The following is a 26,576-nucleotide window of genomic DNA, read 5'->3' on the forward strand; positions in this document are numbered from 1 at the left end:
CCGAGTGATACGCGCCGATTCCGCGCGCCGTCCGCGCCCGCCTGGCGGCTGTGCAGCAGGTGTGTCGGCGGCTCTGAACCGCATTGCGTGCCGTCAGTGCACAGGCCTGCGGCCGACGGCGGCGGCATCGCGGTGGCACGCAAGCGGCATGCGCCAGGCACATGCCGCATCCGTGTCCGCCGCGCCTCACCGTGCGCAGCCGCTGTGTGTCAGTGCACCACGTCGGCCCCGATGACGTCCTTGGCGACCACCGACCAGGACAGCTTGCCAAAGCCCTTGTTGCCCCACTCGGTGCCCCAGCTGTTTTCGACGAGCAGCCCTTCGCTGTCGTAGCCCAGCGCGATCACGGCGTGCCCGCCCAGGATCGGCGTCTTGGTGTCGTAGTCGACCTGGTTTTTTGGCGTGAGGTCTTCGAACCCCTGCCTGACATAGAAGCCGATCGCCACCGGCGTGGACGAGGCCAGCGCGAGTTTGATCTGTTCGATCAGGGCCCGCCCGCCATTGCCGTCGCCCGAGTACAGCACGGTGTACTTGCGGTACGGCGTGCGGTTCTTGGCGGCGTTGGCGCGGTCGGCAGCGGTGGGTGGGTTCTTCCAGTTGTAGTTGCCCCACGAATAATGCTGCTCGGTGTCGATGCCTTGGGCCAGCGCGACGTCCAGCGGCGCTTCCAGCGTGGAGCCTTCGTCGACGCCACCGTTGACCTGGCTGTAGAGATACATCGGGGCGAAGCGGGTTTGCGCCTGCTTGTTGGCGTTGGCATACCAGCCGGTCAGGGTGTGGGCGGTTGCCCATGACGCACACGACCCCACCTGGCCCTGGTCGCCCGGGGTAATTGCCCAGGCAGTCAGGTCGACCGTGGCGGGCAGGGGTTTGGCGGCGCTGGCAATGCCGAACAACGGAGTGACCGGCTGCATCAATGACGAGGGTTTCAGGCCCATCCCGTGCATTGCCGCCTGTGCGGCGGCGGAGGACAGGCTCAGGGCAGCGAGCAGGCAGAGCGTGAGCGAACGTTGCTTGGTCATGAAGGCAAACTCCAGGCGAGAGAGGAATGCAGTCGTGCGCGTTTGTGGAACCACGGCCTGCAAGCGGGCAAGCGTGTGCGACACCGCCGCTGCGGCGCGTAACGTTGAATGCGGATGCCGCGGAACCACGGAACTGGAACGCCGTGATCAACGCAGACTCGAGAAGCAATGGCCCCGTGATGCGCAACTGCACTGGCATCGTTGCGCCTGGCGGCGAAGCGCGCGGCGGTGATGCGAAGCCTTGGCGATGCAACGGAAGCATGTCCTGGGCCTCTGTTGCATTTTTGCAGGGCAAAACCTGCATTTCCTAACGGGATCACAGTGCCGGCCGCCGAGCCTGCCGATCGCCCACTTCACATTCGCTTCAAATTCGCCTCAAACCTGCGACACCGGCACAACGCACCCTGGCGACCTCCCAGACTGAGGAAGGTCGATGAAATCCCTGAAACTGTTGTTGCGCTTCGCCACCATTGGCGGATTGATCCTGTTGCTGCTGATTCCATTGCTGCTGATCCGCGGCACGGTGCAGGACCGTGCGCGTTATCGTGACGAGGCGGTGGAGCGGGTGGCGCAGAGCAAGGCCGGCGAGCAGCAGTTCATCGCGCCGGTGCGGGTGCTGCCGTTTACCGAGGACGTACAGGTCACCGAGCCGGACGAGCAAGGCAACCCGCGCAAGGTCTGGCGCAAGCGCGACGGCCAGTTGCTGCAGACCCCGCGCACGCTCACCCTGAGCGGCGAGCTGACCCCGTCCGAGCGCAAGATCGGCCTGTTCCGTGTGCAGGTGTATTCGTGGAAGGCCAGGCTCAAGGCCGAGTTCGACCCGTTCGAGTATCCGGCCGTGGCCGGTCGCCGCTATGGCCGGCCGCATCTGGCGGTAGGCATTTCCGATGTGCGCGGCCTGGTCGGCACGCCGAGCCTGCGGGTGGACGGCCGCAGCTTGCCGCTGGAGAGCGGGGCCGGCGGCCTGGTGGGGCGCTCGGCCGGTATCCATGCCGATCTGCAGCCGCTGGGCGATGCGCTGGCCGGCACGCTGGGCGATGGCAAGCTGGTGGAGATGTCGTTCGTGCTGGACGGCACCCGCAGCCTGGCGATCGCACCGATTGCCGACAACAACGACATCGCGCTGCGCTCGGCCTGGCCGCATCCGCTGTTCGGCGGGCGCTTCCTGCCGAATGCGCCGACGATCGGTGCGCGCGGTTTCGATGCGAGCTGGTCGTTGTCGTCGCTGGCCACCGGTGCACAGACCCAGCTGCAGTCCAGCCAGTCGTCGCTGGACACGCTGGAGGTGCGGCTGGTCGATCCGGTGGACGTGTATACCCAGGCCGACCGGGCCAGCAAGTACGGCATCCTGTTCGTGGTGCTGACCTTTGTGGCGTTCGTGTTGTTCGAGTTGATCAAGCGTCTGCCGATCCATCCGCTGCAGTACCTGCTGGTGGGTCTGGCGCTGGCGATCTTCTTCCTGCTGCTGCTGAGCCTGTCCGAGCACATCGCGTTCTGGCAGGCGTATCTGGTATCTGCCGCGGCGTGTATCGGCCTGCAGTTCTTCTATCTGTCCGGGGTGTTGCGCAGCTGGGCGCGTGCAGCCGGGTTCTCGGCGATGCTCACGGCGTTGTACGGGGTGCTCTACAGCCTGTTGATCTCCGAAGACAACTCGCTGCTGATGGGATCGTTGCTGCTGTTCGGCATCCTGGCCAGCATCATGTGGGTGACCCGCAAGCTCGACTGGTACGAGCTTGGCAACAGCCTGCGCTGAGGCCGACATGCGCACGCACGCACAGTTGCACCGGCGGGCGCAGCGTTTGCTGCCCGCCGGGATCGACACGGTGGCGCTGCTTCCCGCAGCGCTGCCGCAGTATTGGGACGCTTCTCCGTTGTCGGCTTTGCCCTTGCGCCGCGACGGACGCCGCGGCGTGATCGGCCTGCGGCTGCATGCAGGCACCGCGCAGGCATTGCGCCTGGGCGGCAGCGGCTTCCTGCAGGCGGCGCAGCGGCAGGACGCGGCGGCAGGCACCGCGCGTCCGCGCCGCTACGGGCCGTGGCAGCGATTGAGCAACGGCAGCTACTGGGCGCGCAGCACCGATGCACTGCTCGGTGTGCTGCTGGCCAGCGAGGAGGCGGCGGTGTGGTTGCTGTGGCAGCAGCCGGCTGCGGCGGCTCCGGGCAATGGCGGCTGGCTGCGCTGATGCACGGCGGCGCAGCTGCGCCAGGCTGGCTTACCATGGCCGGCATGAGCGGCTCCTCCCTGATCGTTGAAACGGTGCGCGGCACGCAGGTGCTGCCGCATCTGGCTGCGGTGGCGCAACTGCGCATCGCGGTGTTCCGTGCCTGGCCATACCTGTACGAAGGCGATGCCGATTACGAGCGCGGCTATCTGGCCGCCTACGCGGCCTCGCCGGACAGCGTGTTCGTGCTGGCACGCGATGGCGATGCGGTGATCGGCGCCTCCACCGGGCTGCCGCTGCTCGACGACAGCGAAGCCTTCCATGCGCCGTTCCGTGCAGCCGGCATCGACCCGGCCAGCGTGTTCTATTTCGGCGAATCGGTGCTGCTGCCGGACTATCGCGGGCAGGGAATCGGCCACGCATTTTTCGACCAGCGCGAGGCGCATGCGCATGCACTGGGCTGCTTCGCGCTCACTGCGTTCTGCGCGGTGGAACGCGCAGAAGACGATCCGCGCAAGCCGGCCGACCATCGACCCAACGACGTGTTCTGGCGCAAGCGTGGCTATGCACCGCAAGCAGACATGCGCGTGCAATTGGCGTGGACAGAGTTGCAACACGGCGAGATCGACCACAGTCTGCGGGTATGGACGAGGCCACTGCCGCCGTGACCGAGTCACTTCTTACGCCATCGATCAATCGCAACCAGGCCCGTAGATGAAAATTGCCGTCGCCAAATACCCGATCGGCAAACCTGCCGACTTTGCCGCGTTCGCCGCACGCCAGTCGGCGCTGGTGGGCGAGGCTGCCGCCGCTGGCGCACGCCTGCTGGTGCTGCCGGAGTATCTGTCGCTGGAGCTGGGCGCGACCTTCGGTCCGCAGATTTCTGCCGGGTTGCCGGAGTCGCTGGCGGCGATCCAGGCGCTGCGTGCGCCGTGGCTGGAGCTGTTTGCCGGCCTGGCGCGCCAGCATCAGCTGCATCTGGTGGCCGGCAGCTTTCTGCTGGACCTGGGCCAGGGCCGTTACCGTAATCGCAGCGACTGGTTCACCCCCGATGGCCGGCATGGCTGGCAGGACAAGCTGCAGCTGACCGGCTTCGAAAAGGCCGCCGGGCTGATCGAGCCGGGCAATGCGCTGAAGGTGTTCGACCTGGATGGTGTGCGTGCGGCGATCGCGATCTGCTACGACAGCGAGTTCCCGCTGCCGGTGCGCGCGCAGTACGAGGCCGGCGCGCGGCTGTTGATCGTGCCCAGTTGCACCGACACCGCTGCCGGGGCGATGCGGGTACGGGTCGGCTGCCTGGCGCGCGCGCTGGAAAACCGTGTGTTCGTCGCGCAATCGGTCACGGCCGGGCAAGCACCGTGGAGCCCGGCGCTGGACGTCAATACCGGCGAAGCGGCGGTGTTCGCACCGATGGATGTCGGCTTCCCGGCCGATGGCGTGCTGGCGCAGACCCAGGGCACTGCCGTGTGGGCGTATGCGGAGCTGGATTTTGCCGCCTTCGAGGCCAGCCGCGCGCAGGCCCAGGTCGCCAACGATCGCGATTGGGTCGGTCAATTGGGCGCTCACGTTGCACGTGCCAGGCTGGCCACCTTCGACTGATAGAGCGTGGTCCTCAAAGGACGATGTTCATCGTCGGGCGAGCGCAGCCGGTGTTCGCGACGGCACTGCCATACGTACGCTGCAACGTTCACGCGCCGTGCCTCAAGTGGTGACCGCGCGCTACGGTACCTCAGCCACTTTCATCCCTTGCAATACCTTCCACCAGGTTCCCATGGCCAAGAAAACCCTGATTCCGCACAGCGTCCGTCTCGAGTTCGCGCCCGGCGCGCTGGTACACAGCAATCTGTCCGGTGCGGCCTTCACCGACGACTGGCTGTGGGTGGCCGGCGACGAGGCCTGCGCGGTGGATCGCCTGCGCAGGCTCGACCCCGTGAAGCGCGAGACGCTGCGCTTCGGCCAGGGGCAGAGCTTTGCGCTGGCCGAGTTGCTGGACCTGCCCGGCGAGGCGGCCGAGGAGGCGGATCTGGAAGGCATGGCGCTGTCGGAGGGATTCCTCTGGGTGATCGGCTCGCATGGGCTCAAGCGCAAGAACGCCAAGCGCAGTCGCGACGATGCCGAAAACGCCAAACGCCTGACCAAGCTCAAGCTCGACGCCAATCGCCGCCTGCTGGCCTGCCTGCCGATCGAGCGCGATGCCGACGGCACCCCGCGCCTGGTGCGCGAAGCCGCTGACGGCCGTCGCGCGCTGCGGCTCAAGGGCGATGCCAAACACAACCAGCTCACCGAGCTGCTGGCCGACGACCCGCACTTCGGCCCGTTCCTGAAGATCCCGGGCAAGGACAACGGCTTCGATATCGAAGGCATCGTGGTGGACGGCGAGCGCCTGCTGCTGGGCCTGCGTGGCCCGGTGCTGCGCGGCTGGTCGGCGCTGCTGGAGATCCGGGTGCAGGCGCATGGCGAGCACCTGCGCCTGGCGCCGCTGGACGAGGACGGCACGCTGCTGCGCAAGCACTTCCTGCAATTGGGCGGGCTGGGCATCCGCGACCTGCATTATTCCGGCGACGACCTGTACCTGCTGGCGGGCCCGACCATGGTGCTGAACGGCGAAATCCGCCTGTTCAAATGGCCGGGCGCGCGTGCAGTGCTGGCCGCCAACCAGGCGCCGGTGCGCTTTCAGCACGCGCTGCTGGAATCGGCGGTGTTGCCGCACGGCACCGACAGCGACCGCGCCGAGGCGATCTGCAATCTTCCCAGCCACCTGGCCGGCGACACGCCCAGCTGGCTGGTGCTGTACGACGCGCCCGGCCCGGCGCGCAGTGGCGGCGATGACGTGGTCTACGGCGACCTGTTGCGCAACCGCTGAGCCGCGCGCGGGCAGGCCTGCGCTGGTCAAGGTAAAATCGGCCGACTCCCGTTTTGCCGAGCGCTCCATGACCTGCCGCACCCGTTTTGCCCCCAGCCCCACCGGTTACCTGCACATCGGTGGCGCCCGCACCGCCCTGTATTGCTGGCTGGAGGCGCGCCGCCGCGGCGGGCAGTTCGTGCTGCGCATCGAAGACACCGACCGTGAGCGCAGCACCCAGGCCGCGATCGACGCCATCCTGGAGGCGATGGAATGGCTGGGCCTGGGTTACGACGAGGGCCCGATCTACCAGACCCAGCGCGTCTCCCGCTACCAGGAGGTCGCCGAGCAGCTGCTGGCCCAGGGCAAGGCCTATTACGCCTACGAAACCCGCGAGGAACTCGACGCCATGCGCGAGGCCGCGATGGCCAGGCAGGAAAAGCCGCGCTACAACGGCGCCGCCCGCGAGCAGAACCTGCCGTACCGCGACGACCCCAACCGGGTCATCCGCTTCAAGAATCCGGTCGGCGGCACGGTGGTGTTCGACGACCTGATCAAGGGCGTCATCGAGATCGCCAACAGCGAGCTCGACGACATGGTGATCTTCCGCCCGGACGGCTTCCCCACCTACAACTTCGCGGTGGTGGTGGACGACTGGGACATGGGCATCACCGAGGTGATCCGCGGCGACGACCACATCAACAACACTCCGCGCCAGATCAATATCTATGAGGCGCTGGGCGCCCCGGTGCCGAAGTTCGCGCACATGCCGATGATCCTGGACGAGCAGGGCGCCAAGCTGTCCAAGCGCACCGGCGCGGCCGACGTGATGCAGTACAAGGACGCCGGCTATCTGCCGCATGCGCTGATCAACTACCTGGCCCGTCTGGGCTGGTCGCACGGCGACCAGGAGTTGTTCAGTCGGCAGGAACTGCTCGACCTGTTCGACGTGAAGAACGTCAATTCCAAGGCCGCGCGGCTGGACATGGCCAAGCTGGGCTGGGTCAACCAGCACTACCTCAAGACCGACGACCCGGCCAGCATCGCCCCGCAGCTGGAATACCAGCTCGCCAGGCTGGGCATCGATGTCGCCGCCGGCCCGGCCGCCGCCGATGTGGTGGTGGCGCTGCGCGAACGCGTGCAGACCTTGAAGGAAATGGCCGAAAAAGCCGTGGTCTGGTACCAGCCGCTGGAAACCTACGACGAAGCGGCGGTGATGAAGCACCTCAAGCTGGGCGCAGAAGTGCCGCTGGGCAAGGCGCGCGAACTGCTGGCGGCACAGAGCGAATGGAGCGTGGAGACCGTCTCGGCCGCGTTGCACGACGCGGCCGCCGCGCTGGAGCTGGGCATGGGCAAGGTGGCCCAGCCGCTGCGCGTGGCCATCACCGGCACCCAGGTCAGCCCGGACATTTCGCAGACGGTGTACCTGGCCGGACGCGAGGGCGCCTTGAAACGCATCGATGCGGCACTCATCAAGATAGGGGCGGGCTGACCGCCGGAGCCTGTGATGAAAACCAACGAACACGCCTGCACTGCACCGCATCACCATGTCGACGACGCCAACGGCTTCGTGCGCGCGGTGGAGCGCGCCTGCAGCGAGCGCGGCCTGCGGCTGACGCCGATCCGCGCCAATGTGCTGCGGCTGATCGCCGACGCCGGCAAGCCGGTCAAGGCCTACGAACTGCTGGACTGGGTGCGCGAGGGCAAGGGCGTTGGCGCCGACGCTCCGCCCACGGTGTACCGCGCGCTGGATTTCCTGATGGCCAACGGCTTCGTGCACAAGCTCGAGTCGGTCAACGCCTTCGTCGCCTGCCACCACCCCAACAGCGCCCAGCACTCGGTGCCGTTCTTGATCTGCGACCGCTGCCATAGCGCGGTGGAACTGGAAGACCGCGAGGTGGTGGCGCAACTGGAAGCGCGCGCCAAGGCGCTGGGCTTCCAGCCGCAGGCGCAGACGCTGGAAGTACACGGCCTGTGCGCCAAGTGCGCGGTGGCCGAGTAAGCATCGCAAGGCAAACTCAGGGCGGTTCACCTGGAGCGGCTAACAAGCCGTCGCCGCACCTACGCGGAATGGATGCCGCGCAAGAGCTTGCAGGGACGTACTTGCAGCGTGTGCCGCGACTTTAGGCGCCCAAGGGCCCTGCAGCCAGGCAGCAGATCAGCTGCCGTGACAGAGTTTTGTTAGCCGCTCTATAAGTTGCCGGCAGTGCGCAGACGCAGCCATCTGCTGCAGACAAATGCGCTGTTGTTGTCACAGCAACCAAGCTTCGAGCAGTACGCGCATGCACGAGTGCCATGCATGCGCATCAGTGGGGTCGCCAGCGACTCTTACCCGAGCTATCAGACACCACCACGCATCACGCCGCGGCGTCGGTCTTGCACCCATAGCCCGCCAGAAACAGGGCGACCGCGCGCTGCGCGGCGCCGCGCAGATACTCGGGCGAGGGGTCCTTGAGTGCGCCGAACAGGCAGGGCATCAGGGTTTCCGCCTCCAGCAGCCCGCCGAACTGCCTTGACGCGATCAGGACGTCGGCGCAGCGGATCGCGCCGCGATCCATCTGCGTCTGCAGGTAATCGGCCATGCGTTGCACGCCTTCTTCCGGACCGGAATTGAAGAACAGCGCGCCCACGTCCGACCGCCCCGACACGCCGATGATGGTCTGCCAGATGGTGATCGAGCTGGGCGCGCACAGGAAACCGAGGATGTCCTCGCCGAAGCGCTGCAGGGTCTCGGCGACCGGGCCGTTGCTCTGCGAAAGCGCGTCCAGAAGCGGGTCGATGTAGCGGTCGGACATGTCCTTGGCAAACGCCACGAACAACTCCTCCTTGGACGGGAAATAGCCGTAGAGCGTGCGCTTGGAGCCGCCGACGCGGGCGGCGATCTGCGACATCGAGGCGCCTTCGAAGCCCAGTTCGAGGAACACCTCGCTGGCCGCCTGCACGATGGCGTCGCGTTTTTCTTCGGTTCTGACCCGCATCCACTGACTCCCTGGGGCGCTTAAGTATACCGACTGGGCAGGAATGCTTGACGCCCACGGATGCGCTTATTAGGATACCGAACCGTACCGTTTAGATTTAACCATCCTGCGTCCCGTCGGAGACCTCCTCGTGCGTCCTCATGCTTCGTTTCGCCTGCCCCTGCTCGCTGCTGCCGTTGCTGCCACCGTCCTGCTCAGTGCCTGCGGCAGCCCGCCGGGCGGCCCGCCGCCGGAGGAGGGCATGCCCGAAATGGGCGTGCTGAGCGTCAAGCCGCAGCCGGTGACCCTGACCACCGAGCTGCCTGGACGCACGGTTCCCTACCTGATCGCCGAAGTTCGCCCGCAGGTAGGCGGCATCGTGCAGTCGCGCCAGTTCACCGAGGGCGGCGACGTCAAGGCCGGGCAGACGCTGTACCAAATCGATCCGGCGACCTACCGCGCCAGCTATGCCAGCGCCCAGGCCACCCTGGCCAAGGCGCAGGCCAACCTGCGCACTGCCAGGCTCAAGGCCGAGCGCTACACCGAACTGGTGCAGATCAAGGCGATCAGCCAGCAGGATGGCGATGACACCGCCGCAGCGCTGGGCCAGGCCGAGGCCGATGTGGCCGCCGGCAAGGCCAGCGTGGAAACCGCGCGCATCAACCTGGCCTTCGCGCGCCTGGACGCGCCGATCTCCGGCCGCATCGGCCGCTCCAGCGTCACCCCGGGCGCCTTGGTGACCGCCAACCAGGCCACCGCGCTGACCACCATCCAGCAACTGGACCCGATCTACATCGACGTCACCCAGCCCAGCGCGGCCTTGCTCCGCCTGAAGCAGGCGATGGCGCGCGGCGAGCTGGAGAAGGCCGGCGACGACGCGGCCAAGGTGTCGCTGCTGTTGGAAGACGGCAGCACCTATCCGCTGCAGGGCCACCTGGCGTTCTCCGATGTCACCGTCGACCAGAACACCGGCTCGATCACCTTGCGCGCGGTGTTCCCGAACCCGAATGCGGAGTTGTTGCCGGGCATGTATGTGCGCGCGGTGCTGCAGGAAGGCATCAAGGAGCAGGGCGTGCTGGTGCCGCAGCAGGCGGTCTCGCGCAATGGCGCCGGCAAGCCCACCGCCTTCGTGGTCGGTGCCGATCACAAGCTGCACCTGCGCGTGCTGGAAACCGACCGCGAAGTCGGCGACCAGTGGCTGGTGCGCAGCGGCCTGAAGGCCGGCGAGCAACTGGTGGTCGAAGGCGTCTCGCGCGCCCGCGACGGCATCAAGGTCAAGACCGTGCCGTGGCAGCCCAAGGGCAGGCCGGCTGCCGGTGCCGGCAGTGCAGCCGCCGGCACTCCTTCCGCCCCGACCGCACCGCGTGCGGCCAACTGAGGCGGGATCACACGTCATGGCACGCTTCTTTATCGATCGTCCGATCTTCGCCTGGGTGTTGGCCATCATCGTGATGCTGGCCGGCATCCTGTCCATCGCCACCTTGCCGATTGCGCAATACCCCAGCATCGCGCCGCCCGCCGTCGCCATCACCGCCAACTATCCGGGCGCCTCGGCGAAGACCCTGGAAGACACCGTCACCCAGGTCATCGAGCAGAAGATGAAGGGGCTGGACCACCTCACCTACATGGCCTCCACCAGCGAATCCAGCGGTGCGGTGACCATCACGCTGACCTTCGACAACGGCACCGATCCGGACACTGCGCAGGTGCAGGTGCAGAACAAGTTGTCGCTGGCCACGCCGTTGCTGCCGCAGGAAGTGCAGCAGCAGGGCGTGACGGTGACCAAGTCGGCCACCAACTTCCTCAACGTGCTGGCCTTCACTTCCGAAGACGGCAGCATGAGCGATTCGGACCTGTCCGATTACGTGGCGGCCAACGTGCAGGAAACCATCAGCCGCGTCGAAGGCGTGGGCGACACCACCTTGTTCGGCTCGCAGTACGCGATGCGGGTATGGATGGACCCGAACAAGTTGAACAACTTCAGCCTGACTCCGGTGGATGTGCGCACCGCGATCCAGGCGCAGAACGCGCAGGTTTCCGCCGGCCAGCTGGGCGCGTTGCCGGCGGTGCCCAACCAGCAACTCAATGCCACCATCACCGCGCAGACCCGGCTGAAGACCGCCGAGGAGTTCGAGAACATTTTGCTGCGCACGCAGTCCGATGGCTCGCAGGTGCGCCTGCGCGATGTGGCACGCATCGAGCTGGGCAGCGAGAGCTACAACACGGTGGGCCGCTACAACGGCAAGCCGGCCGCCGGTCTGGCGATCAAGCTGGCCACCGGCGCCAATGCGCTGGATACGGTGCGCGCGATCGACAAGAGCCTGGAGGAGCAGGAGAAATTCTTCCCGCCCGGCATGAAGGTGCAAAAGCCGTACGACACCACGCCGTTCGTGCGCATCTCCATCGAGCAGGTGGTGCATACGCTGATCGAAGCGGTGGTGCTGGTGTTTCTGGTGATGTACCTGTTCCTGCAGAATTTCCGCGCGACCTTGATCCCGACCATCGCGGTGCCGGTGGTGTTGCTCGGCACCTTCGGCGTGCTGGCGGCGTTCGGTTTTACCATCAACACGCTGACCATGTTCGCGATGGTGCTGGCGATCGGCCTGCTGGTGGACGATGCCATCGTGGTGGTGGAAAACGTCGAACGCGTGATGGGCGAGGAGCAGTTGTCGCCCAAGGACGCCACGCGCAAGTCGATGGACCAGATCTCCGGCGCGCTGGTCGGCGTGGCCCTGGTGCTGGCCGCGGTGTTCGTGCCGATGGCGTTCTTCGGTGGTTCCACCGGTGTGATCTACCGGCAGTTCTCGATCACGATCGTCTCGGCCATGACCTTGTCGGTGCTGGTGGCGATGATCCTGACCCCGGCCCTGTGCGCCACCTTGCTCAAGCCGGTGGAGAAGGGCCATGGTCTGGCGACCACCGGGTTCTTCGGCTGGTTCAACCGCATGTTCGATCGCGGCAACAACGGCTATCAGGGCGTGGTGCGGCACATGCTGGGCAAGGGCTGGCGCTACATGCTGGCCTACGCGGTGTTGCTGGCGTTGGTGGTGTTCGGCTTCATGAAGCTGCCGGTGGGCTTCCTGCCGGACGAGGACCAAGGCACGCTGTTCGTGCTGGTGCAGTTGCCGCCCGGTGCCACCGATGCGCGCACCGGCGAGGTGCTCAAGCAGGTGGAGCATCACTTCCTGGTCGATCAGAAGGACTCGGTTGCCGGCATTTTCGCGGTCTCCGGTTTCAGCTTTGCCGGTACCGGCCAGAACGTGGGCTTTGCCTTCGTCAAGTTGCGCCCGTGGGACGAGCGCACCGGCAAGGGCCAGAGCGTCACCGATGTGGCGGGCAAGGCCGGTGCGTTCTTCAGCACCATCCGCGATGCCAAGGTGTTTGCATTCGCACCGCCGGCGGTGTCGGAGCTGGGCAATGCGACCGGGTTCGACCTGATGCTGCAGGACCGCGCCAACCTCGGCCACGAGGCCTTGATGCAGGCGCGCAACCAGCTGCTGGCCGAGCTGTCGCAGGACAAGCGGCTGGTGGCGGTGCGCCCGAACGGGCAGGAGGACACGCCCGAGTTCAAGCTGGAAATCGATTCGCACAAGGCGCAGGCCATGGGTGTGTCGATCGCCGATATCAACAACACCTTCTCCAGCGCCTGGGGCAGTACCTACGTCAACGACTTCATCGACAAGGGCCGCGTCAAGAAGGTGATGCTGCAGGCCGATGCGGTGTACCGCATGAATCCGCAGGACATCGACCGCTGGTTCGTGCGCAACAGCGCCGGCACGATGGTGCCGTTCAACGCTTTCGCCACTGCCAGCTGGAGTTCGGGCTCGCCGCGTCTGGAGCGCTACAACAGCGTGCCGTCGGTGGAGATCCTGGGCATGGCGATGCCGGGTGCTGCGTCCAGTGGCGAGGCGATGCAGATCGTCGAAGCGGCGGCGGCCAAGTTGCCGCCGGGCATCGGCTACGAGTGGACCGGGTTGTCGCGGCAGGAGAAATCCTCGACCGGCCAGACCGGCCTGTTGTACGGGTTGTCGATCCTGATCGTGTTCCTGTGTCTGGCCGCGTTGTACGAAAGCTGGGCGATTCCGTTCTCGGTGATCCTGGTGGTGCCGCTGGGCGTGTTCGGCACGCTGCTGGGCGCGATGCTGACCTGGAAAATGAACGATGTGTACTTCCAGGTGGGCCTGCTCACCACGATTGGCCTGGCATCGAAAAACGCGATCCTGATCGTGGAATTTGCCAAGGAACTGCATGAAAGCGGCAAGAGCCTGATCGAGTCCGCATTGGAGGCAGCACGCATGCGCTTGCGGCCGATCCTGATGACATCGCTGGCCTTCATCCTGGGCGTGGTGCCGCTGGTGCTTGGCAGTGGTGCCGGTGCAGGCGCGCAGCATGCCTTGGGCACCGCGGTGATCGGCGGCATGTTGTCCGGCACGATTCTGGCGATCTTCTTCGTGCCGTTGTTCTTCGTGCTGATCAGCGGCTTGTTCACCCGCCGCGCACAGCCCACTTCGCCCGCACCGCAACCGGCAGGACACTGAGATGACACCGATCCGCATGACATTGACCGCGATCGCGGTGGCCGGCGTGCTGTCCGGATGCACGCTGATGCCGCGCTATGCACGGCCCGACGCACCGGTGCCCGAGCGCTTTGCCGGCACCGAGCTCTCGACGGCATCCACTACCACCGATACGGCCAGCCCCGCGCAGGCGATCGATATCGCCAACATCGGCTGGCGGCAGGTGTTCACCGACCCGGCGCTACAGCAGGTGATCGCGCTGGCACTGGAGAACAATCGCGACCTGCGTGTGGCCGCGCTCAACATCGAGGTGGCACGTGCGCAGTACCGGGTGGAGCGCGCTGCGCTGCTGCCCGCCGTGCAGGGCACCGGTACCGCCAATAACGCGCGCACGCCGTCGGAGCTGGCCATTCCGGGCCAGCCGCAGGTGTTCCGGACCTACAGCGCCAACATCGGCGTCAGTGCATACGAGCTGGATCTGTTCGGACGTGTGCGCAGTCTCAAGGAACAGGCGCTGCAGCAGTTCCTGTCCACTGCCGAGGCACGCCGCAGCACCCATATCAGCCTGGTGGCCGAAGTGGCCACCGCCTATCTGACGCTGGCGGCCGATCAGCAGTTGCTGCAGCTGGCGCAGTCCACCTTGAGCAGCCAGGGCGACAGTTATCGCTTGCAACAACGCAGTTTCGAGCTGGGTGTGGCCTCGCAGCTCAGCTTGCGCCAGGCGCAGACCACGGTGGAATCCGCACGCGTGGATGTGGAGCGTTACACCGCGCAAGTGGCGCAGGACCGCAATGCATTGGTGCTGCTGGTCGGCACGCAAGTGCCGGCGGGGCTGTTGCCGCAGGCCTTGCCCGACGGCGCCAGCGTGGACGGCAACGTGCTGGCCAGCGTGCCGACCGGGTTGCCGTCGCAGTTGCTGCAGCGCCGCCCGGACATCCTGGAGGCCGAGCGCAACCTGCGTGCGGCCAACGCCAACATCGGTGCGGCGCGCGCGGCGTTCTTCCCGAGCATCAGCCTGACTGCATCGACCGGCTCGTCCAGCAGCAGCCTGTCCAACCTGTTCGATTCCGGCACCCGCGCCTGGAGCTTCGTGCCCACGCTGACGCTGCCGATCTTCAACGCCGGGCGTAACCGCGCCAACCTGGACATGGCCAAGGCCAACCGCGATATCGAAGTGGCGCAGTACGAAAAGGCGATCCAGAGCGCATTCCGCGAGGTCTCCGATGCGCTCGCGCAACGCGAGACCCTGGGCCGGCAATTGCAGGCGCAACAGGCCCTGGTCGATGCCACTGCCGACAGTTACCGGCTGTCGCAGGCGCGCTTCGAACGCGGCGTGGACAGCTACCTGCAGGCGCTGGATGCGCAGCGCGCGCTGTACAGCGCGCAGCAGAACTTGATCACCACGCAGCTGTCGCGCTTCACCAATCTGGCGACGTTCTACAAGGCGATGGGTGGCGGTTGGCTGCAATCGGCCGACCCGGCAGTGGCCACGACGGCGACGGGGCAGCCACGTGGATGACGCCGCTGCCGAGGCCCCGGCGCCCAGGCGCGCACCGCACGACAAGCGTGGCGCGATCCTGCGCGCGGCAGCCGAGCTATTTCCACGCCAGGGCTTCGACAAGACCAGCATGGACAGCATCGCCGAGCGCGCAATGGTGTCCAAGGCCACGGTGTATGCGCACTTCGCGTCCAAGGAGGTGCTGTTCCGCACCACCCTGGAGGCGCTGGCGCACCAGTCGCCCAATCCCTGGGAGGCGCTGTTGAACATGCGCGGCCCGTTGCCCGTGCGTCTGCTCGCCATCGCCGACGCGGTCGTGCGCATGGCGGCCAGCAATGCGCTGGGCGATGCCGCCTACGGCCTGGTGCGGCCGCCGGCACTGCCCAGCCAGATACGCGAGGAGATGTGGACGCTGGGCTTCGAACGCTACGACACCACGATGCGTGCGGTGTTGGCGCGCGAAGTGGAGCAGGGCAGCCTGGTCATCGACAATCTGCCGGATGCCTCGGTGCATTTCTTTGGATTGATGACCGGGATGCCAGCCAATGCAGCGCTGCGTGGCGACACGTGGCAGGCACCGGCCGCCACGCAGCACGGGTATGTCGCCAGTGCGGTGGCGCTGTTCCTGCGCGCGTATCGGCCGCAACCGGCGGTGGTGACAGCGGAGGGCAAGCGCGAGGTGCCGAGCGGGTTCTAGCGGCGGCGGCAGGGCAGCGCAATGGGCGTTACCGAGAAGGCCTGGTCGCGCGCAGGCACGCTCCTACACGGGTGTGTCAGCGCGCCAGGTTGTGCCGCAAGGCATCGATCACCCCCTTTAATCCGGCCGCAAGCCGAGGTCGTTGTAGGAGCGTGCCCGCGCGCGATGGGGCGTTACCGAGAAGGCCTGGTCGCGCGCAGGCACGCTCCTACACGGGCGTGTCAGCGCGCCGGAGCGTGCCGCAACGCATCGATCACCCCTTCAAACCCGCCGCAAGCCGACGCTGTCGTAGGAGCGTGCCCGCGCGCGATGGGGCGTTACCGAGAAAGGCCTGGTCGCGCGCAGGCACGCTCCTACACGGGTGTGTCAGCGCGCCGGAGCGCGCCGCAACGCGTCGATCACCCCCTTCAACCCGTCCGCAAGCCGACGCTGTCGTAGGAGCGTGCCCGCGCGCGATGGGGCGTTACTGAGAAGGCCTGGTCGCGCGCAGGCACGCTCCTACACAAGCGTGTCACCGCGCCGGAGCGTGCCGCAATGCGTCGATCACCCCTTCAGCCCGGCCGCAAGCCGACGCTGTCGTAGGAGCGTGCCCGCGCGCGATGGGGGGTTACCGAGAAGGCCTGGTCGCGCGCAGGCACGCTCCTACACGAGCGTGTCACCGCACCAGGTCAAGCCGCAATGCGTCGATCACCCCCCCTCAACCCGTCCGCAAGCCGACGCCGTTGTAGGAGCGTGCCCGCGCGCGATGGGGCGTTACCGAGAAAGGCCTGGTCGCGCGCAGGCACGCTCCTACACGGGCGTGTCAGCGCGTCAGATCGTGCCGCAATGCGTCGATCACTACCTTGAGTGCGCGCGAGGATTGGCGGCGGCCGGGGTAATAGGCGTGAGCCATCGAACGGCTCGCGCCAGTCCTCCAGCACGCGGCGTAGCCGGCCGGCGGCGATATGCTCCAGCAACATGGTTTCCGGCAAGAACGCGAGTCCGCCGCCAGCCAACGCGGCACGCAGGATGGCGCTGCTGCCGTTGAAGGTCCATTGCCCGTCCACGCGCACCTTGACCTCGCGGCCGTCCTTTTCGAAATCCCAGGGCAGCAAACCGCCATGGGTGGGCAGGCGCAAGCCGATGCAGTTGTGCCGGGCCAGCTCGGCCGGCGCGGCGGGGATGGTGTGGTGCACGAAGTAGTCCGGCACCGCCACCACCGCCATGCGCTGCACCGGGCTGATCGGCACCGCGATCATGTCCTTCGCGACCTGGTCGCCCAGCCGGATGCCGATGTCGTAGCGCTCGGCAACGATGTCGGCCAGCCCTTAATCGACGGTGACCTCGATCTTGAGGTCGGGATAGTTGGGCAGTACGTTCGACAACGCCGGCCAGATATAGGCATCGGCGGCGTGGCCGGCGGTGGTGATACGGATGGTGCCGGCCGGCTTGTCGCGGAAGTCGGTGAGCGCGGACAGCTCGTCGTCGATCTCTTCCAGGCGTGGTGCCACGGTGTCGAACAGGCGTGCGCCGGCTTCGGTTATCGACACGCTGCGCATGGTGCGGGTCAACAGACGGACGCCCAGGCGTGTTTCCAGTGCGCGCACGGTATGGCTCAGCGCCGATTGCGAGACGCCCAGCTGCGCGGCGGCACGGGTGAAGCTGCCCTGGCGCGCCACGGTGACGAAGGCCTGCGGATCGTTGAGATTTTCCCGCGCCATTGCTTGCGACGGCCGACTCCAGCGCATGCCATTCATGCCGCTGCATCATGCGCGATGGTGCGTGATGGCTTCAAATCCGAGGTGTCATTGCCGCATTGATGCGCTGTGTTTCTAGGTGCATGCGCGGTTGCCAGGGTAATGCCGGAGCACACGCGCGCTACAGTGCAGGCACTTGGATCGAGGAGCACTGCCATGAATCTGTTCGCAACTGCGATGTCGCTGTCGATGATGGCCGCCGTCACGCCCGGTGGTGAAGAGCAACAGACGATCAGGGTGAGCAAGGCCGGTGGCGCCGCATCTGCGGCCGGCCCGGCCGACTATTTCACCGGCAAGGTGCGCATCGATGCGCCCTTCCAGGCCGACGCGCCGGCGCGGGTGGGCGGCGCCACGGTGACTTTCGAACCTGGCGCGCGCACCGCCTGGCACACCCACCCACTGGGGCAGACGCTGATCGTCACCGCCGGTGCCGGGCGCGTGCAGGAATGGGGCAAGCCGGCGCAGCAGATCCGCCCGGGCGACATCGTGTGGATTCCGCCGGGCGTCAAGCACTGGCACGGTGCCAACGCCACGGTGGCGATGTCGCATATCGCCATCGCCGAAGCGCAGGACGGCTCGCCGGTGACCTGGCTGGAGCAGGTCAGCGAGGCGCAGTACGCGGCCGAGTGACACGGCGCTCAACGGTGACGTGGTGCGGTCTGCCGCGTCATCGTAGGTGATGCATGTCGCTTAGTGCAGGAGCGCGTGACTAGGCTCCGCTGCGTCACTGCGCACGAATGAGCTTACGCCGCTTGTGTCGCAGCCTGTGCTCCGGCACGCAACCGCTGCGCGTCACGTGCGGGCGGCGCGCCGAGAATGCGTGCGTAGTCGCGACTGAATTGCGAGGCGCTCTCGTAGCCGACGCGAAAGCCGGCATCGGCGGCATTCAGCGCTTCGGCCAGCATCAGCCGGCGCGCTTCGTGCACGCGCAGATGCGAGCGATATTCCAGCGGCGTCATCGAGGTGACCGCCTTGAAATGCGCATGAAAGGTGGAGCGGCTCATTGCCGACAGATCGGCGATCTGCTCGATGCGGAAGCGCTGTGCGTAATGCTCGCGCAGCCAGACAATGGCTTTGGAAATCTGGTTGAGCCGGCTGTCGGCGATGGCCATCTGGCGCACCACCGCATTGGCTGGATCGGCCATCAGGCGATAGAGCACTTCGCGCAGGACCAGCGGCGCCAGTGCGGCGATCTCCTGCGGTTGGTCAAGCAAACGCGCCAGCCGCACTGCAGCGTCCTGCAATGGCGGCGTGCTGTGGTTGAGCAACAAGCCGGCCTGCGCCGCATCGCGTTGCGGCTCGACCAGCTCCGGGTGGCTAACGGCCAGGTCGCTCAGCACGGCGGTGTCCAGATCCAGGCAGAAACACAGATACGGCTGCGCGGCGCTGGCCTCGATCACCGAACCGACGATCGGCAGATCCACCGAGGCCACCAGATACATCTGCGGGTGATAGAGATACGCCGCCGCGCCCAGCATCGCCTGCTTGCGGCCTTGCGCCACCAGGCACAGCATCGGCGTGTAGACCGTGGGCACCGACACGGTGGGCGAGGCGCTGCGCATGATCTGCAGCCCGGCAATCCGGGTGGCGTGCATGCCGTCGCCAGGAGCATGGCGCAGCAGGATGTCGGTCATCTCGGTCAAGGCGGACATGCAGGACTCGGCGGTGGCACCAGGCGGCTCGGCCGCGATGCCGTCGATCGTACAAGACCCACCGTCATGGAGCCCGCATGCCGGCCGCAGCAGCGGCAAAGGCAGCGCCGGGTGGCGCCGGCACAGGCTGTCAGGCCTGTGCGCGCCCGACGCCCGACAATCGCAGGCCAGACACGATCCTGCGCTCACACACGCGCCGTATCATGGGTGTCTGTTCCCGTGACGACCCCGTCCCATGCCCGCAAAACGTTCGACCATCCCCGCACCGGCAAGCCCGGCCGACTGGAAGGCGCTCGAGGCTGCCGCCACGGCCGAACTTGCGCGCCGCACGGCGCAAGCGCATCAGCAGATTCTGGGATTGTTGAACACGCATGGGCATCTGCTCAGCGAAGCGCAGCGGCGTGGATTGCACCGGCGCTTGCTGCGTGCGGGACGCTAAACGGAGCCGCTAGGACGCCAACCACATCCTTGACGCTAGAGCGACGGTGTCAACGTGGCTGCCGTACGCATTTTGCTGATTGGGGAGTCGAGTGTGCGGTGCCCTCACCACTTGCGGGACACGCCGTGAATCCATCCGTGGAGATTCCTTGGCGGCCTCCATGCCGCCAAGGGTCCCGCAACCGGCGAGGACACCGCACCAGAAAGGTGGTCGGTGCTCGCATAAGAGCTGCTTGTCGCGCGAAGTGCATTGGTCGTTGACTGTTGGGTCGCGCAGGTACATCGCTGTCCAAATGCGCATGACGCACTGTGCTTGCCCATGCTCACCGAACATCCCGACTGGTTGTCGCTCGAGATGCATCGGGCGTTGAGCTGGCACATCGGCATCAAACAACGCGCATCTGGCACTGCTTTTAATCGTGCACACCGACCATCCAGACAGGTCCTTGCCCGCCTACCGCCGCGGGACCTTACGCGGCATGGATGCCGCGTAAGAGCCTACATGGACGTACTTGCGGCGTGTCCTGCGATGGTGGGCGGGCAAGGGCCCCGCAGCTAAGCGGCAGATCGCCCGCTTTACAGCTGAGCTATCCGCAACGCCGTAGATCGTCCACTCTGCCTTGCGGCGTGTGCTGCGATGGTGGGCGGGCAAGAGCCCTGCAGCCAAGCTGCAGATCGCCTGCCTTACAGCTGATCTCTCCGCAAATCCCCATATCGGGCTCTCCGGCTTGCAACGTGCTCCGCGGTGGCGAGCGGGCAGGGGCACTGCAGCGAACTCACAGATCGCCGGCCACCAATGATCCAACAGCGCGACTCGACCGAATCCAGCCACTAACCAACCAAGACGTCGCCTCGCAGCCACGCATCGATCCGCGTCCAGCCGGCATCGGCCGACGCGACCGACGCGCTCGCGTTCAACCGCCCAGCTCCCACGGCGGCACGTCGCCCAGGCGTTCCTGCAGAAAATCCACGAATGCACGCACACGCGGTGGCTGCAGCTGGCGCGCCGGCATCACCGCGTTGATCTGCGAGGTTGGCGGCGGGTAATCGGGAAGTACCTCGACCAACCGGCCGTTGCGCAGCTCCTCGGCGATATGCCAGTACGAATGCAGCGCGATGCCTTGGCCGGCGACGGCCGCATCGCGGATCAACTCACCGAAATTGCTTTCGAAGCGGCTCTGCATGCGCACGCGCACCAGGCCGCCCTCCGGGGTTTGCAACTGCCAGACATCCTGGCGGCCGTCGCGGCCCATCAGCAGCACGCCGGCATGCCCGGCCAGGTCGTCCGGCGTGCGCGGGGTGCCATGGCGCTGCAGGTAATCGGGCGAGGCGGCGAGGGTGCGGCGGTTGTCGGCGATGCGCCGCGCCACCAGCCCGGAGTCGTCCAGCGGGCCGATGCGGATCGCCAGGTCGAAGCCTTGCCTGACCAGGTCCACCAGGTCGTCGCTCAGGTGCGCACTGATATGCACGCGTGGATGACGGGCCTGGAATTCCGGGAGCAAGGGCGACACGTACTGCCGCCCGAACGAGGCCGACATGGTCATGCGCAGGATGCCGCCGACCGCGTGCGCGCTCTCGCGCAGATCGTCGGCCAGCGCGTCCAGATCCTGCACCAGCACGCGTCCGCGCTCGGCCAGGCGCTGGCCTTCGGGGGTCGGGTGCAGCCGGCGCGTGGTCCGGTGCAGCAGGCGCACGCCCAGGTCGCGCTCCAGCCGCTTCAGGCGCTGGCTGGCGACCGCCACCGACAGGTCCAGGCTGCGCGCGCCGGCAGTGATCGAGCCGGAGTCGAGCACGCGCAGGAACAGCGCGATATCGCCGAGGCGGTCCATGCGATTCTCAATGATTGCTTGATAGTGAATCAGGATAACAGGGGTTTTTGCTTAGGACGCTTGAGCGCAGGCTGTGGCTTGTCTTCCCTGGTCCATGCCCATGTCCGCTTCCGCGCGTTCTTCCCGTTTTCCGCCAGCGCTGCTGGCGCTGACCATCGGTGCCTTCGGCATCGGCACCACCGAGTTCGTGATCATGGGCCTGCTGCAGCAGGTGGCCACCGACCTGGGCGTGTCGCTCAGCGCCGCCGGCCTGCTGATCAGCGGCTATGCACTGGGCGTGTTCGTCGGGGCGCCGGTGCTGACCCTGGCCAGTGCGCGGCTGCCGCGCAAGGCGGTGCTGGTCGGCTTGATGGCGATCTTCACCCTGGGCAACGTGGCCTGCGCGCTGGCGCCGGACTACACCAGCCTGATGGTCGCGCGTGTGCTGACCTCGCTGGCGCACGGCACCTTCTTCGGCGTGGGCGCGGTGGTGGCCACCTCGCTGGTCCCGGCCGAGCGCCGTGCCTCGGCGATCTCGCTGATGTTTGCCGGCCTGACCGTGGCCACCCTGCTGGGCGTGCCGGCTGGCGCCTGGCTGGGCCTGCAACTGGGCTGGCGGGCGACGTTCTGGGCGGTTGCGGTCGTCGGCGTGCTGGCCACGGCCGCGGTGGCACTGTGGGTACCGGCGAACGCGGGCGCGGCCGCGCCGGTGTCGTGGCGCCAGGAAGTGGCAGTGCTGGGGCGCGGGCAGGTGCTGCTGGCCCTGGCGATCACGGTGGTGGGCTATGCCGGCGTATTCGCGGTATTCACCTATATCCAGCCGTTGCTGGTGGACGTGAGCGGTTTTGCGCAGACGGCGGTGTCGCCGGTGTTGCTGGTCTTCGGCGTCGGCATGATCGTGGGCAATCTGCTGGGCGGGCGTCTGGCCGACCGGCGCCCCACCGCCGCGTTGCTGGGCAGCCTGGCGGCACTGGTGGTGGTGCTCGCCGCGATGGGCCTGGTCCTGCACAACAAGACCGCGATGGTGGTGTTCGTCGGGTTGCTGGGCGTGGCCGCCTTCGCCACCGTGGCGCCGCTGCAGTTGCGCGTGCTCGAGCATGCACGCGGTGCCGGCCAGAACCTGGCTTCCAGTCTCAATATCGCCGCGTTCAATCTGGGCAATGCGCTGGGCGCCTGGCTGGGCGGCGTGGTGATCGCCACGCATGCCGGCCTGGTCGCCACGCCCTGGGTTGCCGCGCTGTTGAGCGCGCTCGGCCTGGGGATCGCGTTGTGGAGCGTGCAACTGCAACGCCGGCGTACCGCCGCGCCGGGCGTGTGCGCGCAGGCGGGTTGATTCGTTTCTTAGGCACGAGCGCAGTGACCGCGCAACCGGCGGCCTTGCGCGCTCGCGCGGGTGATCGGCGAGCGGAGCCTGGCGCCTGGCATCGCGCGTGGCCGGATCGACCGGCAGCGCGCGGATTTTCCTTCGGTTTCAAGGAGCATTGCGATGGAGACACGTTTTCTCGGCCGTTCCGGTTTCAAGGTCCCGGTGCTCGGTCTGGGGGCCGGTACCTTTGGCGGCAAGGGGCCGCTGTTTTCTGCATGGGGCGATACCGATGTGGCGCAGGCGCAGCGCATGATCGATCTGTGCCTGGAGGCGGGCCTGAACCTGTTCGACACCGCCGATGTATATTCGGACGGCGCCTCTGAAGAGATCCTCGGCCAGGCGCTGCAGGGCCGCCGCGATCAGGTGATCCTCTCGACCAAGACCGGCCTGCGCCTGGGCGATGGGCCCAACGATGCCGGTGCCTCGCGCTTCCGCCTGTTGCGCGCGGTGGATGCCTCGTTGCGGCGCCTGCGCACCGACTATATCGATCTGCTGCAGCTGCATGCCTTCGACGCGATGACGCCGGTGGAAGAAACCCTGTCCACGCTGGATGGGCTGGTCCGCGCCGGCAAGGTGCGCTACCTGGGTGCGTCCAATTACGCCGGCTGGCAGCTGATGAAGTCGTTGGCGGTGGCCGATGCGCAGGGCTGGAGCCGCTTTGTCGCCAACCAGACCTATTACTCGCTGGCCGGGCGCGATTACGAATGGGAGCTGATGCCGTTGGGCATCGACCAGGGCGTGGGCGCGGTGGTGTGGAGTCCGCTGGGCTGGGGGCGCCTGACCGGCAAGCTGCGCCGCGGCCAGGCATTGCCCGAACACAGTCGCCTGCATGCCACTGCGGCCGCCGGCCCGGCGATCAGCGACGAGCGCCTGTTCGACATCGTCGATGTGCTCGACGCGATTGCCGACGAGAGCGGCCGCAGCGTGCCGCAGATCGCCATCAACTGGCTGCTGCAACGGCCCACCGTGAGCACGGTGCTGATCGGCGCACGTGACGAAGCGCAGCTGCGCCAGAACCTCGGTGCGGTGGGCTGGTCGCTGACGGACGCGCAACGCGCGCGCCTGGATGCAGTGAGCGCGGTGGAGCCACCGTATCCATATTACCCGTACTGGCGTGGGCACTTTGCCGAACGCAGCCCGCTGCCGGTGTGATGCCGCATCACAATGGCCGTGCCGTGCGCGGAACTACCTCGGGATAGGGCACCTCGATGTCTCGAAAGAGCCGGAAGAGCGCATCCGGGTTGAATGGCGGATGCGACAGGGCGTCGATCGGCTCCCGGTGCGCGGTTGCGCAGCCGATGCCGGCGGTGAGAAAGCGCAGTGGTCGCATGGCCGCGAAGGCGTAGCAGCTGGACCACTGCCACAGGCAGGCATGCGCCGCGCCTGCGTTTCCGCGTTGCGCGTTCAAGGACGTGGCCGCGCGCTCGGACGTGGACCGCGCGACAGCCGTGGACTGCCGCGCGGGATGACGTCTTGGCTTGCCTACCAGCGATACGCCACCGACATCTGGTACTGCCGTCCGGCGATCGGCCGGCCCATGAACACGCCGCCGGTCGCTGCACCCGGGACACGCACATTGCCTTCGGTCAGGCCCAGCGTGTCGGTGACGTTGCTGCCGCTGGCGGTCACTTCCCAGTGCTCGCCCACATGCAGGTTGGCGCCGATGTCGAGCATGTCGTAGGACGGCAGCCGCTGGCTGTTGGCCAGGTCCGCAAAGCGGTCGCCGATGTAGGAATAGGTGGCAAACACCTTGAGGTCGCCGAACGGCAGCATCCAGTAGTAACTGGGCGTGATGCGGAACTGGCGCTTGGGCTGGCGCATCACCTGGTTGCCGGTGAACTCGCGGTAGTTGCGGTACTTGGCATCCAGCCACACCCCGGTGCCGGCCAGCTCGAAGCCGCCGAACGGGCGGATGGCACCTTCCACCTCCAGCCCGCGCGCACGCGAGTCGCCAACGGTGGTGAAGTTTTCACCATTGGCCAGGAACGCCTGGAACGGCGAGTTCTTGAAGGTGTTGTAGAACGCGGTCAGGTACAGGTCGTAGCTGCTGGCACCGGACTTGAGCCCGAGTTCGTACTGATCCACTTCCTGCACGCGATTCTGGCCATCGCGCAGATTGTCGAAGCCGGGGAACTTCACCCCCGAGTTGACGCGTGCGAACAGGCTGTTGTGGGTATCGAGCGTGAAGTTCAGCCCCGCCGTCCAGGAGAATGCCTCATCGTCCTGGTCGATGCGGCGCGTGCTGGCCAGGGCGAGCGAGGTGGCGTTGTCGTACAGCGTGTCCGGGTTGCCGTCCAGATCGACGGTGGCGGTGTCGTGCACATCGCCGGTGACGCTCTGGCGTTCGTAGCGGGCGCCCAGGTCCAGGCGCAGCCGCGCGTTGAGCTCCCATTCGTCGGCGACGAAGGCGGCGATGTTCTCGCCATCGTAGTTGGCGCGCAGATTGAAGAACGCGGTGCTGGTGAAACCCTGGCGCGTGGCCTGCTGGCCGTTGTCCAGCGCCAGATCGATCCGGCGCGCGTTGTTCTGCGCGGTGAGCAGCATGGTGTTGCCCAGGTACCAGGTGTCGGCCGAGGAGTACCTGGCGTAGTACGCGCCCACGGTGAGCGTGTTGCCCGTAAACAATTCGCGGCTCAGGCGCAAATCGTTGGTGACCGAATTCAGGCGCTTGTCCACCGACCACCAGCCGGCTTCGAGCACCTGCTGATTACCATCCACCGCACCGCCGCCGTTGGTGAAGCTACCGCTGCCGGTAGTGCCGTAACTGGCGATGAAATCGCTCAATCGCACTGGCGCATCGCCGGTGAACAACGCATAGGTCGGCGCGCTGCCGCTCATCACGTTGAAGCGGTCGGCAATGGTCCAGTCACCGGTCTCCCAGTTCAGTTCGCCGCCGAACACATCGATGTTGACGCCGCGGCCGTCAGCCAGATCGCGGCGGATGGTCTGTCCATCTGGCCCGACCAGCAGGTCGACATTGCGGAAGTCGCGGCCGAGCAGGGTACTGGTTTGAGCATTCAGGCCGGGGAAGCTGGACAGGTCGTTGCCGTTGTTGCGCGACAGCAGCGGAATGGCGGTATAGAAGGCATTGTTGTCGTCGCTATGCCGCGCGTAGAACGACAGCTCGCCGCTGTCCCAGCGCTTGCTCAAGGTGGCGCTGAACTGGCCACCCTTGTCGGCGGAAAACTGCGGGTCGCGCACGCCGTCGGTTTCGCGAAAGAAACCGCCCACACTGTAGTACCAGCCATTGCCCATCGGCCCGCTGTTGAAGACATCGATGCGGCGCAGCGCGTTGTTGCCGCCGGTCAGGCGTACGCTGCCTTCGGGCTCGTCCTGGCCTTTTTTCTGGATGAAGTTGACCGTCAGGCCCGGTTGACCGTTGGAGAAGATCGGGCTGGAGCCGCCACGCAACACCTCCATGCGCTCGACCGTGTCGTCGACGCGAAACAGCGTGGAATTTTCCAGGAACGACAGGGTCGGCGGCGGAAACAGCGGCGAGCCATCCAGTTGCATGGTCACGAACGGCGCATCGCCTTCGGATGGCATGCCGCGCACGAAGATATTGGCGCCGGTGCCGCCACCGCTGGGCTCGGCCCATACGCCGGGCACGATCTTCAGCAGGTCCGCAGTGCTCTGCGGCACGGCCTGCTGGATCTGCTCCGGGCTGGCGGTGGTGATCGAGAAGCTGGCATCGCGCTTGGCCAGGCCCTTGAAGCGCGCGGTGCCGCTGACGATCACTGCATCCAGCGTGGTGGCCTCGCTGCGCGGCTCGGCGGTGGACGTCTGCGCATGCGCGGCAGGCGCAAGCAGGGCGCCGATGGCAAGGGACAGGGCATAGCGGGGCATCGATGCGGTCATGAAAGCTCTCCTGGGATGACGTC

Annotated in this window: 21 protein-coding genes and 1 pseudogene; 15 read left to right on the forward strand and 7 right to left on the reverse strand. The window is 66.7% G+C overall.

What is annotated here, in order from left to right:
• Positions 1 to 209 precede the first annotated feature (209 nt).
• Positions 210 to 1,022, reverse strand: a complete 813-nt coding sequence (locus ABQ137_RS12775; RefSeq protein ID WP_166770724.1) for a C1 family peptidase — start codon at positions 1,020 to 1,022, stop codon at positions 210 to 212.
• A 433-nt stretch (positions 1,023 to 1,455) separates the two neighbouring features.
• On the opposite strand from ABQ137_RS12775, the gene creD reads away from it, so the two are divergent.
• The 7 genes from creD (at position 1,456) to ABQ137_RS12810 (ending at position 8,028) form a co-directional block, all read left to right on the forward strand.
• The gene (creD, locus tag ABQ137_RS12780) at positions 1,456 to 2,775 is read left to right on the forward strand and encodes a cell envelope integrity protein CreD (protein WP_167763957.1); all 1,320 of its coding nucleotides are present in this window, start codon (positions 1,456 to 1,458) and stop codon (positions 2,773 to 2,775) included.
• A gap of 7 nt (positions 2,776 to 2,782) precedes the next feature.
• Positions 2,783 to 3,205 carry a hypothetical protein gene (locus ABQ137_RS12785; protein WP_349782724.1) on the forward strand — a complete coding sequence of 141 codons (423 nt, stop codon included), beginning with the start codon at positions 2,783 to 2,785 and terminating at the stop codon, positions 3,203 to 3,205.
• On the forward strand, positions 3,202 to 3,852 hold the full coding sequence (locus ABQ137_RS12790) for a GNAT family N-acetyltransferase (RefSeq protein ID WP_349782972.1): 651 nt from the start codon (positions 3,202 to 3,204) through the stop codon (positions 3,850 to 3,852). Before ABQ137_RS12785 ends, ABQ137_RS12790 begins: the two co-directional genes overlap by 4 nt.
• Before the next feature lie 46 nt (positions 3,853 to 3,898).
• Positions 3,899 to 4,783: a carbon-nitrogen hydrolase family protein gene (locus ABQ137_RS12795; RefSeq protein ID WP_349782726.1), complete on the forward strand. Its 885-nt coding sequence runs from the start codon at positions 3,899 to 3,901 to the stop codon at positions 4,781 to 4,783.
• Positions 4,784 to 4,955: 172 nt separating this feature from the next.
• Complete coding sequence (locus ABQ137_RS12800) at positions 4,956 to 6,047, forward strand: DUF3616 domain-containing protein (RefSeq protein WP_349782728.1); 1,092 nt, start codon at positions 4,956 to 4,958, stop codon at positions 6,045 to 6,047.
• Between the two features lie 67 nt (positions 6,048 to 6,114).
• Positions 6,115 to 7,518 carry a glutamate--tRNA ligase gene (gene gltX, locus ABQ137_RS12805; protein WP_054592981.1) on the forward strand — a complete coding sequence of 468 codons (1,404 nt, stop codon included), beginning with the start codon at positions 6,115 to 6,117 and terminating at the stop codon, positions 7,516 to 7,518.
• A gap of 15 nt (positions 7,519 to 7,533) precedes the next feature.
• On the forward strand, positions 7,534 to 8,028 hold the full coding sequence (locus ABQ137_RS12810; protein WP_024939899.1) for a transcriptional repressor: 495 nt from the start codon (positions 7,534 to 7,536) through the stop codon (positions 8,026 to 8,028).
• 355 nt (positions 8,029 to 8,383) lie between these two features.
• On the opposite strand, the gene ABQ137_RS12815 is transcribed toward ABQ137_RS12810, so the two are convergent.
• Positions 8,384 to 9,004: a TetR/AcrR family transcriptional regulator gene (locus ABQ137_RS12815; RefSeq protein WP_184609001.1), complete on the reverse strand. Its 621-nt coding sequence runs from the start codon at positions 9,002 to 9,004 to the stop codon at positions 8,384 to 8,386.
• A 130-nt stretch (positions 9,005 to 9,134) separates the two neighbouring features.
• On the opposite strand from ABQ137_RS12815, the gene ABQ137_RS12820 reads away from it, so the two are divergent.
• The 4 genes from ABQ137_RS12820 to ABQ137_RS12835 are packed head-to-tail and all read left to right on the forward strand — an operon-like array spanning position 9,135 to position 15,695.
• Positions 9,135 to 10,361, forward strand: a complete 1,227-nt coding sequence (locus ABQ137_RS12820; RefSeq protein WP_349782731.1) for an efflux RND transporter periplasmic adaptor subunit — start codon at positions 9,135 to 9,137, stop codon at positions 10,359 to 10,361.
• 16 nt (positions 10,362 to 10,377) lie between these two features.
• Positions 10,378 to 13,521 (forward strand): efflux RND transporter permease subunit, encoded by a 3,144-nt coding sequence (locus ABQ137_RS12825; protein WP_349782733.1) that lies wholly within the window; start codon positions 10,378 to 10,380, stop codon positions 13,519 to 13,521.
• Position 13,522: 1 nt separating this feature from the next.
• A complete protein-coding gene (locus tag ABQ137_RS12830; RefSeq protein WP_184378757.1) occupies positions 13,523 to 15,019 on the forward strand; it encodes an efflux transporter outer membrane subunit in 1,497 nt (498 codons plus the stop codon).
• Positions 15,012 to 15,695, forward strand: a complete 684-nt coding sequence (locus tag ABQ137_RS12835; RefSeq protein WP_184378755.1) for a TetR/AcrR family transcriptional regulator — start codon at positions 15,012 to 15,014, stop codon at positions 15,693 to 15,695. The genes ABQ137_RS12830 and ABQ137_RS12835 overlap by 8 nt, the downstream gene beginning before the upstream one ends.
• An 802-nt stretch (positions 15,696 to 16,497) precedes the next feature.
• On the opposite strand, the pseudogene ABQ137_RS12840 reads toward ABQ137_RS12835, so the two are convergent.
• Positions 16,498 to 17,395: pseudogene (locus ABQ137_RS12840) on the reverse strand (LysR family transcriptional regulator).
• Between the two features lie 192 nt (positions 17,396 to 17,587).
• Between ABQ137_RS12840 and ABQ137_RS12845 the strand changes: the two are divergent.
• Entirely contained in the window at positions 17,588 to 18,061 is a 474-nt protein-coding gene (locus ABQ137_RS12845; RefSeq protein ID WP_039526286.1) for a (R)-mandelonitrile lyase, read from the forward strand.
• Positions 18,062 to 18,174: 113 nt separating this feature from the next.
• Here the strand turns inward: ABQ137_RS12845 and ABQ137_RS12850 are convergent, their stop codons facing one another.
• On the reverse strand, positions 18,175 to 19,083 hold the full coding sequence (locus ABQ137_RS12850) for an AraC family transcriptional regulator (protein WP_043088272.1): 909 nt from the start codon (positions 19,081 to 19,083) through the stop codon (positions 18,175 to 18,177).
• Positions 19,084 to 19,318: 235 nt separating this feature from the next.
• On the opposite strand from ABQ137_RS12850, the gene ABQ137_RS12855 reads away from it, so the two are divergent.
• Positions 19,319 to 19,522: a hypothetical protein gene (locus ABQ137_RS12855; protein ID WP_024939907.1), complete on the forward strand. Its 204-nt coding sequence runs from the start codon at positions 19,319 to 19,321 to the stop codon at positions 19,520 to 19,522.
• Between the two features lie 913 nt (positions 19,523 to 20,435).
• Here ABQ137_RS12855 and ABQ137_RS12860 read toward each other — a convergent pair.
• Complete coding sequence (locus ABQ137_RS12860) at positions 20,436 to 21,350, reverse strand: LysR family transcriptional regulator (RefSeq protein WP_104543398.1); 915 nt, start codon at positions 21,348 to 21,350, stop codon at positions 20,436 to 20,438.
• Positions 21,351 to 21,450: 100 nt separating this feature from the next.
• Between ABQ137_RS12860 and ABQ137_RS12865 the strand changes: the two genes are divergently transcribed.
• Positions 21,451 to 22,662 carry an MFS transporter gene (locus tag ABQ137_RS12865; protein WP_184518472.1) on the forward strand — a complete coding sequence of 404 codons (1,212 nt, stop codon included), beginning with the start codon at positions 21,451 to 21,453 and terminating at the stop codon, positions 22,660 to 22,662.
• 153 nt (positions 22,663 to 22,815) lie between these two features.
• The gene (locus ABQ137_RS12870) at positions 22,816 to 23,847 is read left to right on the forward strand and encodes an aldo/keto reductase (RefSeq protein WP_024939909.1); all 1,032 of its coding nucleotides are present in this window, start codon (positions 22,816 to 22,818) and stop codon (positions 23,845 to 23,847) included.
• 7 nt (positions 23,848 to 23,854) lie between these two features.
• Here ABQ137_RS12870 and ABQ137_RS12875 read toward each other — a convergent pair whose 3' ends face one another.
• Together ABQ137_RS12875 and ABQ137_RS12880 are read right to left on the reverse strand one after the other, a co-directional pair.
• Positions 23,855 to 24,103: a hypothetical protein gene (locus ABQ137_RS12875; RefSeq protein WP_184378747.1), complete on the reverse strand. Its 249-nt coding sequence runs from the start codon at positions 24,101 to 24,103 to the stop codon at positions 23,855 to 23,857.
• Between the two features lie 74 nt (positions 24,104 to 24,177).
• Positions 24,178 to 26,553 (reverse strand): TonB-dependent receptor, encoded by a 2,376-nt coding sequence (locus tag ABQ137_RS12880; RefSeq protein ID WP_349782737.1) that lies wholly within the window; start codon positions 26,551 to 26,553, stop codon positions 24,178 to 24,180.
• Between the last annotated feature and the right edge of the window lie 23 nt (positions 26,554 to 26,576).

Source organism: Xanthomonas sp. WHRI 8393 (assembly GCF_040203315.1).
Classification (GTDB): domain Bacteria; phylum Pseudomonadota; class Gammaproteobacteria; order Xanthomonadales; family Xanthomonadaceae; genus Xanthomonas; species Xanthomonas arboricola.